Raw genomic sequence first — 12,883 nt, forward strand, 5'->3', positions numbered from 1 at the left:
GTCCTGTCAGCCGATCAGGCGCTCGAAGAAGTCGCCCACGGTCTTCCAGAACCCGTCCGGGATGTACAGCAGGATCGCGGTCATGGTGACGTAGCGTGCGAACTTGCCGATCGCCATGTACATCACGCTCGGCCAGAACGGCAGGTGCAGCCAGCCGGCCAGGGTGCACAGCGGGTCGCCCACGCCCGGCACCCAGGACAGCAGCATGGTCTTGGCGCCGTACTTCTTGAGCCAGCCGAACCAGCGGCTCTGGCGCTCCTTGGCGAAGGCGATCTTGGCGCGGTAGCCGATGAAGTAATCCACTGCCCCGCCCAGCGTGTTGCCCACCGTGCCCACCAGGATGGCCGGCCAGAACATGGCCGGATTGGCCTTCACCACGGCGAAGACGGCCGGCTCGGAGCCGAGCGGTAGCAGCGTGGCCGAGACGAAGCTGATGATGAAGATGGAAGTAAGCCCGACGGTCGGAGCGGCAAGGAGGTCCAGCAGCCAGAGGACGGCGTTTTCGATCATCGGGACGGGGGGCAGTGAGCAATTGCGATAGGTGTCCATTATAATGAGGATCACCTATCGTAACGACACGATACGCCGAGCCTGCTATCCAGCGCGCCGTATCGCCACTCCGCCCCGGTCACCCTCCGCGAGGAAAAGTGTGTGTCGTCCGGACCGCCGGCCCCTATCCACCGCCGGCATTGCAGCCAGATTGCCGACCATGACTACCGACTACCTCAAGAGAATCCTGACCGCCCGCGTCTACGACGTCGCCGAAGAAACCCCGCTCGAATACGCACCCACCCTGTCGAACCGCTTCGGCAACCGCATCTACTTCAAGCGCGAAGACATGCAGAGCGTGTTCAGCTTCAAGCTGCGCGGCGCCTACAACAAGATGGCCAACCTCACGCCCGAGCAACTGAAGCGCGGCGTGATTTGCGCCTCGGCCGGCAACCACGCCCAGGGTGTGGCCCTGGCAGCAAGCCGCCTCGGCTGCCGCGCCCTGGTCGTGATGCCGACCACCACCCCGCAGGTGAAGGTCGACGCGGTGAAGGCGCGTGGTGGCGCCAGCGTGGAAGTGGTGCTGCATGGCGAGTCGTACACCGACGCCTACAACCACGCGCTGCTGCTGGAAAAGGAACAGCGCCTGACCTTCGTCCATCCTTTCGACGACCCCGACGTCATCGCCGGCCAGGGCACCATCGGCATGGAGATCCTGCGCCAGCATTCCGGCCCGATCCACGCGATCTTCGTCGCCATCGGCGGCGGCGGGCTGGTGGCGGGCGTGGGCGCCTACGTGAAGGCGGTGCGCCCGGACATCAAGGTGATCGGCGTGCAGACCATCGATTCGGATGCGATGGCAAGGAGCCTGAAGGCCGGCCAGCGCGTGACCCTGAACGACGTCGGCCTGTTCTCGGACGGCACCGCGGTGCGCCTGGTGGGCGAGGAAACCTTCCGCGTGGCGCAACAGGTGGTGGACGAGATCATCATCGTCGACACCGACGCGATCTGCGCCGCGATCCAGGACGTGTTCCAGGACACCCGCAGCATCCTCGAGCCGGCCGGCGCCCTCGCCGTGGCCGGCGCCAAGGCCTATGTGGAACGCTCGCAGATGGCGAAGAATCCGGTCAAGGGCGAGACCCTGGTGGCGGTGGCCTGCGGCGCCAACATGAACTTCGACCGCCTGCGCTTCGTGGCCGAGCGCGCGGAACTGGGCGAATCGCGCGAGGCCGTGTTCGCGGTGACCATCCCCGAGCAGCGCGGCAGCTTTCGCCGCTTCTGCGCCCTGGTCGGCCCGCGCAACGTCACCGAATTCAACTACCGCATGGCCGATTCGCGCGAGGCGCACATTTTCGTCGGCGTGCAGGTGGGCAGCCGCAGCGAGTCGGGCCTCCTGGCGCGCACCTTCGAGGAACACGACTTCCGCACCCTCGACCTGACCCACGACGAACTGGCCAAGCTGCACATCCGCCACCTGGTGGGCGGGAAAAGCGCGCAGGCCCAGGACGAATTGCTGTATCGTTTCGAGTTCCCCGAACGGCCGGGGGCCTTGATGCGCTTCCTCGACAGCATGGCGCCGAACTGGAACATCTCGCTGTTCCACTACCGGAACCAGGGCGGCGACGTGGGACGCATCCTGGTCGGCCTGCAGGTGCCGGCGGCGGAGATGGAGGAGTTCCGGCAGTTCCTGGCGACGCTGGGGTACCGGTATTGGGACGAGAGCAGCAATCCCGTTTATAAGCTGTTCCTCGGCGCCTAGAATTCGGCTGATTTCACCCCAAGCTTATGCACGTCGCACCGGCGAAGGCCGGTGCCCAATTTCGTACCGCAGTGTTATCCACGCCGCGAGTACGCAAACTTTAATGACCGCGTGGGGTGAATTGGTCCAGTGGACCAATTCACGAGCCGCCCACCCTACGAACGTCAAAAGCGTTCATGTTTCCTATGAATACTCCTGATCAATCGCCACTTGGCAAAACCTCCGCGTACCAGAGCCAGTACGCCCCCGAACTCCTGTTCCCGATCCCGCGCCTGCAGAAGCGCGAAGAGATCGGCCTGGGAGCGGGCAAGACCCTGCCCTTCTTCGGCGTCGACATCTGGAATGCCTACGAACTGTCGTGGCTGAACATGCGCGGCAAGCCGCAGGTGGCGATCGCCACCATCACGGCGCCCGCCGATTCGCCCAACATCGTCGAATCGAAGTCGTTCAAGCTCTACCTGAATTCCTTCAACCAGACCCGCCTGGCTGGTACCGATGCGCTGGCCGAACTGCTGCGCCAGGACCTGTCCGCAGCTTTCGGCGCGCCGGTGCACGTGACGATCACCACGCCCGACGCCTTCGGCAGCCTGGCAATGGGCGAACTGGAAGGCAGCCTGCTCGACCGCCTCGACGTGGAGATCGACCAGTACGTCCCCTCGCCCGAACTCCTGAGCGCCAACCAGACGGAAGCGCCGGTCGAGGAAACCCTGGTGTCGCACCTGCTGAAATCGAATTGCCTCGTCACCGGCCAGCCGGACTGGGGCACCGTGCAGATCCGCTATGTCGGTCCGCAGATCGACCAGGAAGGCTTGCTCAAGTACCTGATCGGCTTCCGCGAGCACAACGAATTCCACGAGCAATGCGTCGAGCGCATCTTCATGGACGTGCTGCGCCAGTGCAAGCCGACCAAGCTGGCGGTGTATGCACGCTATACCCGCCGCGGCGGACTCGACATCAATCCCTGGCGCGCCAATTTCAGCACCGGCAAGCCGTCCAACCTGCGCACCGCGCGTCAATAACCTGAAACCGTGTACGCTTGCAAGCCGGCTGTGCGTTTTCAGCCACACCCGGCGCAAGTTTTTGATACAAAAACGGCATCCGAACGTCGTGCTCAAAAAACGGGCACAATGCATGGAAAAGATGGTGCGAAGGCTATCGCACCTCCATTTGCGCCACTTTCCCTGCGATTTCGCTTAGGAAATTGCGTTTAATTGCTAAGCCGATTTCATGGCAAAACACTACGCTTTCGCCATACCGTCCCCATGTAGGTGACTGTATGCCTGTACAGATGCGAAATCGAATGTCACCGTCCTGAAACAGGCCTATAATTCCGCCTCGCAAGCACACCCCACCCTGTGCATGGCATACAAGTTATGACGAACCTTTGCAAAATCCTCTCGCTCGAGAACGTGCAGTTGGATCTGGAAGTTTCCAGCAAAAAGCGTGCATTCGAGCAGGCTGGCCTGATTTTCGAGAACAACTGCGGCATCGCCCGTTCTACCGTGTCGGACAACCTGTTCGCACGCGAGCGCCTCGGCTCCACCGGTCTCGGCCATGGCGTCGCCGTGCCGCACGGGCGGATCAAGGGCTCGAAGAGCCTGAAGTCGCCGCTGGCGGCCTTCGTGCGCCTGAAGGAACCGATTCCCTTCGAATCGCCTGACGGCCAGCCGGTCAGCCTGCTGTTCTTCCTCCTGATCCCGGACCACGTGACCCAGCAGCACCTCGAAATCCTGTCGGAAATCGCCGAGCTGTTCTCGGACGAAGCCGTGCGCAACGCGCTGGCCACCGATCCGGATCCGAAGTCGGTCCACGAACGCATCATCAACTGGCAACCGAGCTTGCAGGCCTTGGGCTGATTTGTATTAGACTGTCCGTGCGGCAATTGGCCGCGCATCCGACGATATGCCCATGCTGCAGACTCCGCTGACCATCCAGCGTTTGTACGATGACAACCGCGACAGCCTCCAGTTGGGCTGGTTCGCGGGTTTCCCCGGCGGCGAGCGGCAGATCGCGGGCGACGCGGCCTCGGCCGCCGACCAGGTCGGCCACCTGAATTTGATTCACCCGGGCCGGATCCAGGTGTTCGGACACCAGGAACTGAACTATTACCACCGCCTGAAATCCAGCTCGCGCACCCACGTGATCGGTGAGCTGATCGGTGGTGGCCCGCCGGCCCTGATCATCGCCCAGGGTCTGGAAACCCCGCCCGACATCCTGGCCATTTGCGACGAGCAGAACATTCCCCTGTTCTCGACCCCGCTACCGGCGGCGCAGGTGATCGACTTCCTGCGCGTGTATTTATCCAAGAAGCTGGCGCAGCGCGTCATCATGCACGGCGTGTTCATGGACGTGCTGGGCGTGGGCGTCTTGATCACCGGCGACTCGGGCCTGGGCAAGAGCGAGCTGGGCCTGGAACTGATCTCGCGTTCGCACGGCCTGGTAGCCGACGACGCGGTGGAATTCTCGCGCATCGCGCCGAACATGATCGAAGGCCGCTGCCCACCGCTGCTGCAGAACCTGCTGGAAGTGCGCGGCCTGGGCCTGCTGGACATCAAGGCGATTTTTGGTGAGACCGCGGTGCGCCGCAAGATGCGCCTCAAGCTCATCGTCCACCTGGTCAAGCGCGGCGCGCTCGACGAAGAGGTCGAGCGCCTGCCTTTCCACCACCCGACCGAGGACGTGCTGGGCCTGCCGATCCGCAAGGTGGTCATTCCGGTGGCGGCCGGCCGCAACATCGCGGTGCTGCTCGAGGCCGCCGTGCGCAACACCATCCTGCAGCTGCGCGGCATCGATACGCTGCAGGAGTTCATGGAGCGCCAGCGCCAGGCCATGAGCGCCGACTGAGGTACGATCACTTCGCCATTTGGGGTATCATCCCAAGCATGCACATCGTCCTCATTACCGGTATTTCCGGCTCGGGCAAGTCGGTTGCCCTGAATGTCATGGAAGACGCAGGCTACTACTGCGTCGACAACCTGCCGCCGGCCCTGCTGCCGGCCCTGGTGTATGCGGTCAGTGAAAAAGGCACGGAGAAAATCGCCGTCGCTGTCGATGCGCGCAGTGCCGAATCGCTGGTCGAACTGCCGGTGAGCGTGCGCCACCTGAAAGAGGAAGGCCACAACGTCAAGGTGATGTTCCTGACCTCGAGCACGCACTCGCTGGTGGCGCGTTTCTCCGAGACGCGGCGCAGCCACCCGCTGTCGCACGAGCTGCGCCCGGGCGAGAATCCGGCCTCGCGCCGCACCCTGATCGAATGCATCGCCGAGGAGCGCGAGCGCCTGTCGGCGATCGAGAACCTGGGCCACGTGATCGACACCTCGGAACTGTCCGCCAACAAGCTGCGCGCCTGGGTCAAGGAACTGGCCGACCTCGAGCATGCCCCGCTGACCCTGTTCTTCGAATCCTTCGCTTTCAAAGTGGGGGTGCCGCTGGATGCCGACTTCGTGTTCGACGTGCGCGCGGTTCCCAATCCCTACTACGACCTGGCGCTGCGCCCGCTCACGGGCAAGGACGCGCCGGTGATCGCCTTCCTCGACGCCCAGCCGAGCGCGGTGGAGATGCTGGAAGATATCCGCGCTTTTGTTGCAAAGTGGCTGCCCTCGTTCAAAACGGACAACCGGTCCTACCTCACCGTGGCGGTGGGCTGTACCGGCGGGCAGCACCGTTCGGTCTACATGGCGGAAAGGCTGGGGGCCTACTTTGGGCAGACGGAGCGGGTGATCATTCGTCACCGCGAGCAGCCGAAGCACGCGTCCCATTAAACCGTAGGGTGGTCGGCTCTGCCGACCGCGCGTTCAACTCCGGGATAAATTGATGCGACGTCGCAGCGCAAGGGCTGTTTGAACGCGCGGACGGCGAAGCCGTCCACCCTACGAGAAACGTCAGGACAGGTGGCGCAGCGGGTGTGCGTAATCAGGCCACACCGGCTCGAAGAAGCGCGCCACCATCTCGGGCTTCACCTCCTCCAGCGTCGGCGGATTCCACTTCGGCTGGTTGTCCTTGTCGATCACCAGCGCCCGCACGCCTTCCAGCACTTCGCCGTGCTCGAAATTGCGGCGCACCAGGTTGCGCTCCATGCGCAGGCAGTCCGCCACGTCCAGCGAGGCGCCGCGCAGCAGCAGTTCGTGGGTCACGCACATCATCAGGGGCGAGCGCTGGCGCATCGCCTTCAGCGCCTTCTGCGCGAACGGGTTCTCGTCACGACCCAGCGAAGCCATGATCATCGCCACATTGGCGGCGCCGAAGTGCGCATCGATCACGCCGCGCTGCGCCTGCAGTTCGCTCGGCCCCAGTTGGCCCGCGAATTGCGCCGCATAGCTGCGGATCGCCGCCGGCAGCTGCGCGCCCGGGGTCGTCTCGACCAGCGCCATCAGGCCGGCCAGTTCCGCGCCCGGCACGTACACGTCCGCCAACCCCACATACAGCGCATCGGCCGCGCCGATGGTCAGGCCGGTCAGGCCCAGGTACTGGCCCAGCTGGCCCGGCGCATGCGACAGGAAGTGGCTGCCGCCCACGTCCGGGAACAGGCCGATGTTCACCTCGGGCATCGCCATCTTGGTGCGGTCGGTCACGATGCGCAGGCCGCAGCTAGGTCCGCCCTGGGCGATGCCCATGCCGCCGCCCATCACCACGCCATCCATCACGGCGATGTAGGGCTTCGGGTAGAAATGAATGAGGTGGTTCAGCGCGTATTCTTCGGTGAAGAAGTCTTCCAGCAGCGCGCTGCCGCCCATGGGGCCGACGTGGCCCATCTCGTGGAAGAAGCGGATGTCGCCGCCGGCGCACAAGGCCTTCTCGCTGCTGCTGGTGATGACCACCGCGTCGATGCCTGCGTCATCCTTCCATTGCAGCAGGATGGCGCTCAGGGCGCGCACCATGTCGAGCGAGAGGGAGTTCAGCGCCTTCGGCCGGTCGAGCGTGATGACGCCGGTGCGGTTGGCAACGCGGGTCAGGACGGTATCGGTCATGATGGTATTCTGTGATCGAAAAGACATGCATTCTACAGAACATTTGTACAAACGGAAGCGTGGAAAAGTAACAGGTATTGTACAAAAGCAAAAAGGGCGTCCCCTCAGACGCCCTTGCTGTGTTTGCGGCTACCCGTATCAGTTACGCGGCAGCGGCTTCTCCGTTGTCCGGAAGGCGCTTGTGCGCCACGTGGTTATGATTTTGCAGCATGGATTTGTGTTTCAGAACCTGCCTGTCCAACCTGTCCATCAAGGTGTCGATGGCCGCATACAGATCTTGCGCAGCACTCGCCACATGCAGAATTTTGCCCGATACCTGTAGGTTGATCTCGGCCTTTTGCCGTTTTTCTTTTTCAGTGAGGTTATCGATGGCGAGGAACACGTGGGTGTCGATCACGTGGTCGAAATGGCGGGTGATGCGCTCGAGCTTATTCTGAACGTATTCACGGATGGCGGGGGTGACTTCGAGATGGTGGCCGCTGATTGTGAGGTTCATACACACTCCTTTGGGAAGGTGCCCTGCCCGCGCCACAAGGTGAGAGTGGGCAGGTGCTTTACAGGGATTTGCGGAGGCTGACGGGCGGAATCTTGAGCGCTTCGCGGTATTTGGCAACCGTCCTGCGCGCAATGACCATACCTTGTTCCCCGAGCATCTCCGCGATCTTGCTGTCGGATAGAGGATTCCTAGGGTCTTCTGCTCCTGTCAATTGCGCAATAAGCGCGCGGATCGCCGTCGAGGAGGCTTCTCCCCCCGCTTCGGTGGCGACGTGGCTTCCGAAGAAGTACTTCAGCTCGAACATGCCGTGCGGGGTCAGCATGTATTTCTGCGTGGTTACACGCGAGATCGTGCTCTCGTGTAGGCCTAGTGTATCAGCTATCTCACGCAAAACAAGAGGGCGCATGGCAACCGCGCCGTGGCTGAAAAAGTTGCGCTGGCGCTCGACGATTGCCTCGGCAACACGCAGGATCGTGTCGAAGCGCTGGCGCATGTTCTTGATGAGCCACTTGGCTTCCTGCAATTGCGCGCCCATCTGGCTTTCGCTTCTACCCTGCTTGAGCAGGTTCGCGTACAGGCTGTTCACGCGCAGCTTCGGCATCACTTCCGGGTTCAGCGAGACGGCCCAGCCGTCCTTGGCGCGGCGCACGATCACGTCCGGCACCACGTAGTCGGACGTGCCCGAGCCGAAGGCGGCGCCCGGGTGCGGATTGCATTGGCGGACCACGGCCTGCACCTCGCGCAGGTCTTCGTCGTCGCAGTCGAGCGCCTTTTTCAGCTTGGTGTATTCGCGCTGCGCGAACCAGGTCAGGTAGCCTTCGACGATCTTCAAGGCAAGGCGCCGCGTCACCAGGGGCACGCCCGGCATGCGGCGGATCTGCAGGGCCAGGCATTCGGCCGCGCTGCGCGCGCCCACGCCCACCGGGTCCAGGCTCTGCACCAGCGCCAGCGCGCAGCGCAGCTCGTCCATCTCGATCTCGAGTTCTGCCGGCAGGCGCGCATGGATGTCGTCGAGCGGCTCTTCCAGGTAGCCGTTGTCGTCGAGCGCATCGATCACCAGCTCGGCCAGCGCGCGATCGCGCAGGCTGCAGCCGGTCAGGCGGATCTGTTCCGTCAGGTGTTCGCGCAGCGTGATGCCGTCGGCTTCCAGCTGCGGACGGCCGTCCTCGTCGTCGCTGCTGCGCGCGCCGCCGCCTTCACCGCCCCAATCCGCATCCGCCTCGCCACGCTCCCCATGGTCTTCGCCATCCGTGCCCTCGGGCTCGGCCTTCGCGCCCTCCTGCCCTTCCTGCCCCGGCTGGGGCGCCGGCGCTTCGCCATTCGCCGGCGCGGTATTGATCGCGCCGTCCGCCAGAAGCCGCACCGAGCGGTCGAGCGGATCGTCGAGCCGTTCGAGCAGCGGGTTGTCGTGCAGGATCTGCTCGATCTCCTGGTGCAGTTCGAGCGTGGAGAGCTGCAGCAGGCGGATCGACTGCTGCAGCTGCGGCGTGAGCGCCAGGTGCTGCGAAGTGCGTAGCTGGAGAGACTGTTTCATGCCTGGTGCTCTTGATTACATCCTGAAGTGCTCGCCGAGGTACACGCGCCGTACGGATTCGTTGGCGATGATGTCGTCAGGGCGGCCCGAGGCCAGCACCGCCCCCTGGTTGATGATGTAGGCGCGGTCGCAAATGCCGAGCGTCTCGCGCACGTTGTGATCGGTGATCAGGACGCCGATGTTGCGCTCCTTCAGGAAGCGCACGATGCGCTGGATCTCGATCACCGCGATCGGATCGACGCCGGCGAAGGGTTCGTCGAGCAGCACGAAGCGCGGGTTGGTCGCGAGCGCGCGCGCGATCTCGACGCGGCGCCGTTCGCCGCCCGACAGCGACAGCGCCGGGTTCTCGCGCAGCTTCTCGATCTGCAGTTCGGCCAGCAGGGTGTCGAGGCGCTCGTTGATCTGGTCGCGGGTGAGCGGCTTGCCGTCCACGCGCTGCAGTTCCAGCACGGCGCGGATGTTCTCCTCCACCGTCAGCTTGCGGAACACCGAGGCTTCCTGCGGCAGGTAGGACAGGCCCAGCACCGCACGGCGGTGGATCGGCAGGCTCGAGATGTCGGTGCCGTTGATGTCGATGGTGCCGGCGTCCGAGGGCACCAGGCCGACGATCATGTAGAAGGAGGTGGTCTTGCCGGCGCCGTTGGGGCCGAGCAGGCCCACCACTTCGCCGCACTCGACCTGCAGCGACACGTCGCGCACCACCAAGCGCTTGCCGTAGCTCTTCTGCAGGCCCTTGACGATCAGGGTGCTGCAGCCTTCGACCGCGGTGGCCGCTGCGTCCGTACTTGCGCTCATGGCTGCCGTCATTGCTTTGCACCTTCGGCTGGCGCCGTGGTACGGCGCGGCGCGATGATCAGGGTACCGCGGCCGCCGCCCACCTTGCTCTGGCCGGTGGGATCGTTGCGCACCTGCGCGACCTCGCGGCGGTTGTCGTAGGAGATGAAGGGGCCCTTGATCTCGTTGGTCATGCGGCCGCCCTCCAGCTCGCGCACCTCGGCGCTGGTGAACAGCTTGACCAGTTCGGCGCGCTCGTCGTATTCGATGCGCTGGGCCTGGCCCTCGACCCACAGGTCGGGACCGCCGTCGCGCTTCTGGCGGAAGGTCGCCAGCTTGCCGTTGTTGGCGGTCAGGGTCACGCTCATGTAGCCCTCCGGCGTTTCCTTCACCAGGGCGCGGTCGGACTTCAGCACCAGGGTGCCGCGCGTGAGCACGACGTTGCCGGTCAGGATGCGGGTCTGCGTGACCTCGTCGACGTCGAGGGAATCGAAGTTGATCACGGCCTGCTTGAGCGAATCGGCACGCTCCGCCGAGGCGCCGAAGGCGGCCAGGCTGAGGAATACGGCAGCGATGATTTTTTTCATGTTCTTGCTTTGTCCTGGGTTGACGCGGCGCGGCCCTACTGCCGCTGCGCGCGTGGCGGATAGACGATCTGGCCGCGGCTGGCCAGGTGCAGCTTCTGGGTCGCGTTGTTGGCCACCATGCCGGTGCCGGTCACGGTGGCGGCCCCCAGCTGCATCTCGATCGCTTGGTCTGTCTTGAGGATTTCTTCGTCGGGCAGCACGGTCAGCGCCTGCGTCTGCACGCGCAGCGCTTCGCTGGTCGGCGTGGCCGGGCGCTGGATGTCGACGTTGCCGAGCAGTTCGACGCGGTGCTCTTCATGGTAGAGCTGGGCGCGGTTGGCGACGATGGTCATGCGCGGCCGGCCGGGCGTCATGCCCTGCATCACCGGCGCCTCGACCTGGGACACGTCGTTCAGCGGCGTATGCGCCAGGCGCTTGCCCGACACCACGTAGCTCGGCTTGCCCTCTTCCGTCATGCGCACGAAGGAGAAGTTCTCGACGATGTAGTCCGGCTCGTCCCCCGGTCCGCCGAGGCGGGCGCCGGCGTCCTCCTGCTCCATCACCTGCACCAGCCAGAAGCTGCCGAAGGCGCAGAAGGTCGCGATCATCATGATCGTCAGGAGCTTCCAGCGGTGGGCGGTGCGCTTGTAGGTGACCATGTCGTGTCCCGTGTCCGATATCGCCGTGTTACGCGAAATACGGCGCCAGCGCCTGTTCGTAGGTGCCCTGCGCGCGCATGACGAGATCGCAGACCTCGCGCACCGCGCCGCGCCCGCCAGCATTCTTCGTGACGTAGTGGGCGCGGTGCTGCACTTCCGGGTGGCCCGAGGGCACGGTGACGGCGAAGCCGACGCGGGTGAACAGCGGCAGGTCGATCACGTCATCGCCGATGTAGCCGCATTCTTCCGGCGTGACGCCGGTGGCGGCGAGCAGCTCGGCGAAGCCGACGCGCTTGTCGTGGATGCCCTGGTAGACGTGCGCGATGCCCAGATCACTGGCGCGCTTGACCACGATCGGCGACTTGCGTGCGCTGATGATGGCGGTTTTCACGCCGGTCTTGTTCAGCAGCTGGATGCCGAGGCCGTCGAGCACGTTGAAGGTCTTGGTGACTTCGCCGTCCGGGCCGTAGGTGAGGCTGCCGTCGGTGAGCACGCCGTCGACGTCGAAGATCATCACCTTGACGCGCGCCGCGCGCTGCATGAATTCGGTTGGCGTCATCAGATCACCTTGGCGCGGGTCAGGTCGTGGATGTGCAGTGCGCCGACCAGGCGGCCTTCACCATCGACGACCAGCATCTGGTTGATGCGGAATTCTTCCATGACGGCGACGGCATCCACCGCCAGCTGTTCCGGATGGACGCGGCGCGGGTTGGCGTGCATCACGTCGCGGATGCTGATGTTCGAAAAATCGGTCACGCGCTCGATCAGGCGGCGCAGGTCGCCGTCGGTGAACACGCCGACCGGGCGGCGCTCTTCGTCGACGACGGCGGTCATGCCCATGCCCTTCTGGCTGATTTCCAGCAGCGCGCGCGTCAGCGGGGTGTCCGGGGACACCGCCGGGATGGCGTCGCCGCTGCGCATCACGTCGCGCACGTGGGTCAGCAGGCGGCGACCCAGGGCGCCGCCCGGGTGCGACATGGCGAAGTCTTCCTCGCGAAAACCCCGCGCGTCGAGCAGCGCCACGGCCAGCGCGTCGCCCATGGCCAGGGTGACGGTGGTGCTGGTGGTCGGCGCCAGGTTGAGGGTGCAGGCTTCCTTGGCCACCGAGATGTCCAGGTGGATCTCGGACAGCTTGGCCAGGCGCGAGTGCGGCTTGCCGGTCATCGAGATGACGGGGGTGCCCATGCGCTTGATGGCCGGCAGGATCTCGAGCAGCTCGGACGATTCGCCGGAATTCGAAATGGCGATGAACACGTCGTGCGTGGTGACCATGCCCAGGTCGCCGTGGGCGGCTTCGCCCGGGTGCACGAACATGGCCGGGGTGCCGGTCGAGGCCAGGGTGGCGGCAATCTTGCGGCCGATGTGGCCGGACTTGCCCATGCCGGAGACGACCACGCGCCCGGTGCAGCCGTACAGCAGCTGCACGGCGCGCACGAAACTGTCGTCGTCGCCGAGGCGCGCATGCAGGGCGCGGATCGCGTCGGCTTCGATGGCGAGGGTCTCGCGGCCCAGCTCCAGTACACGGCGGGCCTGGTCCGCGTCAAAACTTTTCAGCATTATTTTTTCATCGGTTAAACTCATAGTGGCAGTATATCCGAATTGGATAAGCAAAAAACTTGCCAGTCGTAACAAACCACTA

Annotated in this window: 14 protein-coding genes; 5 read left to right on the plus strand and 9 right to left on the minus strand. The window is 64.4% G+C overall.

The features are described 5' to 3' along the window. Positions 1-6: 6 nt before the first annotated feature. Positions 7-510 carry a YqaA family protein gene (locus ACK6C6_RS17790; protein ID WP_209589333.1) on the minus strand — a complete coding sequence of 168 codons (504 nt, stop codon included), beginning with the start codon at positions 508-510 and terminating at the stop codon, positions 7-9. Positions 511-709: 199 nt separating this feature from the next. Here ACK6C6_RS17790 and ilvA point away from each other — a divergent pair, with 199 nt between their 5' ends. From ilvA to rapZ, 5 genes are all read left to right on the plus strand, one after another. Then, the gene (gene ilvA, locus ACK6C6_RS17795) at positions 710-2,248 is read left to right on the plus strand and encodes a threonine ammonia-lyase, biosynthetic (protein WP_409268532.1); all 1,539 of its coding nucleotides are present in this window, start codon (positions 710-712) and stop codon (positions 2,246-2,248) included. A 185-nt stretch (positions 2,249-2,433) separates the two neighbouring features. Continuing rightward, complete coding sequence (gene queF / locus ACK6C6_RS17800; protein WP_409268534.1) at positions 2,434-3,267, plus strand: NADPH-dependent 7-cyano-7-deazaguanine reductase QueF; 834 nt, start codon at positions 2,434-2,436, stop codon at positions 3,265-3,267. 354 nt (positions 3,268-3,621) lie between these two features. Further along, complete coding sequence (locus ACK6C6_RS17805; protein ID WP_409268536.1) at positions 3,622-4,104, plus strand: PTS sugar transporter subunit IIA; 483 nt, start codon at positions 3,622-3,624, stop codon at positions 4,102-4,104. 52 nt (positions 4,105-4,156) lie between these two features. After that, on the plus strand, positions 4,157-5,092 hold the full coding sequence (gene hprK, locus ACK6C6_RS17810) for an HPr(Ser) kinase/phosphatase (protein ID WP_409268537.1): 936 nt from the start codon (positions 4,157-4,159) through the stop codon (positions 5,090-5,092). Between the two features lie 38 nt (positions 5,093-5,130). Then, positions 5,131-6,009, plus strand: a complete 879-nt coding sequence (gene rapZ, locus ACK6C6_RS17815; protein WP_409268538.1) for an RNase adapter RapZ — start codon at positions 5,131-5,133, stop codon at positions 6,007-6,009. A 120-nt stretch (positions 6,010-6,129) separates the two neighbouring features. On the opposite strand, the gene ACK6C6_RS17820 is transcribed toward rapZ, so the two are convergent. From ACK6C6_RS17820 to ACK6C6_RS17855, 8 genes are all read right to left on the minus strand, one after another. After that, complete coding sequence (locus ACK6C6_RS17820) at positions 6,130-7,215, minus strand: enoyl-CoA hydratase/isomerase family protein (RefSeq protein WP_409268540.1); 1,086 nt, start codon at positions 7,213-7,215, stop codon at positions 6,130-6,132. A 142-nt stretch (positions 7,216-7,357) separates the two neighbouring features. After that, complete coding sequence (gene hpf / locus ACK6C6_RS17825; protein ID WP_027865734.1) at positions 7,358-7,711, minus strand: ribosome hibernation-promoting factor, HPF/YfiA family; 354 nt, start codon at positions 7,709-7,711, stop codon at positions 7,358-7,360. A 58-nt stretch (positions 7,712-7,769) separates the two neighbouring features. Then, positions 7,770-9,245, minus strand: coding sequence for an RNA polymerase factor sigma-54 (locus ACK6C6_RS17830; protein WP_409268541.1), 1,476 nt, complete (start codon positions 9,243-9,245; stop codon positions 7,770-7,772). A gap of 15 nt (positions 9,246-9,260) precedes the next feature. Next, positions 9,261-10,040, minus strand: a complete 780-nt coding sequence (lptB, locus tag ACK6C6_RS17835) for an LPS export ABC transporter ATP-binding protein (RefSeq protein WP_409268543.1) — start codon at positions 10,038-10,040, stop codon at positions 9,261-9,263. 8 nt (positions 10,041-10,048) lie between these two features. Continuing rightward, on the minus strand, positions 10,049-10,606 hold the full coding sequence (lptA, locus tag ACK6C6_RS17840) for a lipopolysaccharide transport periplasmic protein LptA (RefSeq protein WP_036208787.1): 558 nt from the start codon (positions 10,604-10,606) through the stop codon (positions 10,049-10,051). A gap of 35 nt (positions 10,607-10,641) precedes the next feature. Beyond that, positions 10,642-11,244 (minus strand): LPS export ABC transporter periplasmic protein LptC, encoded by a 603-nt coding sequence (lptC, locus tag ACK6C6_RS17845; protein WP_409268545.1) that lies wholly within the window; start codon positions 11,242-11,244, stop codon positions 10,642-10,644. A 28-nt stretch (positions 11,245-11,272) separates the two neighbouring features. Beyond that, entirely contained in the window at positions 11,273-11,803 is a 531-nt protein-coding gene (locus ACK6C6_RS17850) for a KdsC family phosphatase (protein WP_409268546.1), read from the minus strand. Further along, positions 11,803-12,825 (minus strand): SIS domain-containing protein, encoded by a 1,023-nt coding sequence (locus ACK6C6_RS17855; RefSeq protein WP_409268548.1) that lies wholly within the window; start codon positions 12,823-12,825, stop codon positions 11,803-11,805. Before ACK6C6_RS17855 ends, ACK6C6_RS17850 begins: the two co-directional genes overlap by 1 nt. Between the last annotated feature and the right edge of the window lie 58 nt (positions 12,826-12,883).

This window comes from Massilia sp. BHUDP2 (genome assembly GCF_046236355.1).
Taxonomy (GTDB): domain Bacteria; phylum Pseudomonadota; class Gammaproteobacteria; order Burkholderiales; family Burkholderiaceae_D; genus Telluria; species Telluria varians.

Bases quoted from the DNA above. Each gene is read 5' to 3' on its own strand.
- ACK6C6_RS17790 (WP_209589333.1), bottom strand. From the start codon at position 510: ATGATCGAAAACGCCGTCCTCTGGCTGCTGGACCTCCTTGCCGCTCCG.
- ilvA (WP_409268532.1), top strand. From the start codon at position 710: ATGACTACCGACTACCTCAAGAGAATCCTGACCGCCCGCGTCTACGAC.
- queF (WP_409268534.1), top strand. From the start codon at position 2,434: ATGAATACTCCTGATCAATCGCCACTTGGCAAAACCTCCGCGTACCAG.
- ACK6C6_RS17805 (WP_409268536.1), top strand. From the start codon at position 3,622: ATGACGAACCTTTGCAAAATCCTCTCGCTCGAGAACGTGCAGTTGGAT.
- hprK (WP_409268537.1), top strand. From the start codon at position 4,157: ATGCTGCAGACTCCGCTGACCATCCAGCGTTTGTACGATGACAACCGC.
- rapZ (WP_409268538.1), top strand. From the start codon at position 5,131: ATGCACATCGTCCTCATTACCGGTATTTCCGGCTCGGGCAAGTCGGTT.
- ACK6C6_RS17820 (WP_409268540.1), bottom strand. From the start codon at position 7,215: ATGACCGATACCGTCCTGACCCGCGTTGCCAACCGCACCGGCGTCATC.
- hpf (WP_027865734.1), bottom strand. From the start codon at position 7,711: ATGAACCTCACAATCAGCGGCCACCATCTCGAAGTCACCCCCGCCATC.
- ACK6C6_RS17830 (WP_409268541.1), bottom strand. From the start codon at position 9,245: ATGAAACAGTCTCTCCAGCTACGCACTTCGCAGCACCTGGCGCTCACG.
- lptB (WP_409268543.1), bottom strand. From the start codon at position 10,040: ATGAGCGCAAGTACGGACGCAGCGGCCACCGCGGTCGAAGGCTGCAGC.
- lptA (WP_036208787.1), bottom strand. From the start codon at position 10,606: ATGAAAAAAATCATCGCTGCCGTATTCCTCAGCCTGGCCGCCTTCGGC.
- lptC (WP_409268545.1), bottom strand. From the start codon at position 11,244: ATGGTCACCTACAAGCGCACCGCCCACCGCTGGAAGCTCCTGACGATC.
- ACK6C6_RS17850 (WP_409268546.1), bottom strand. From the start codon at position 11,803: ATGACGCCAACCGAATTCATGCAGCGCGCGGCGCGCGTCAAGGTGATG.
- ACK6C6_RS17855 (WP_409268548.1), bottom strand. From the start codon at position 12,825: ATGAGTTTAACCGATGAAAAAATAATGCTGAAAAGTTTTGACGCGGAC.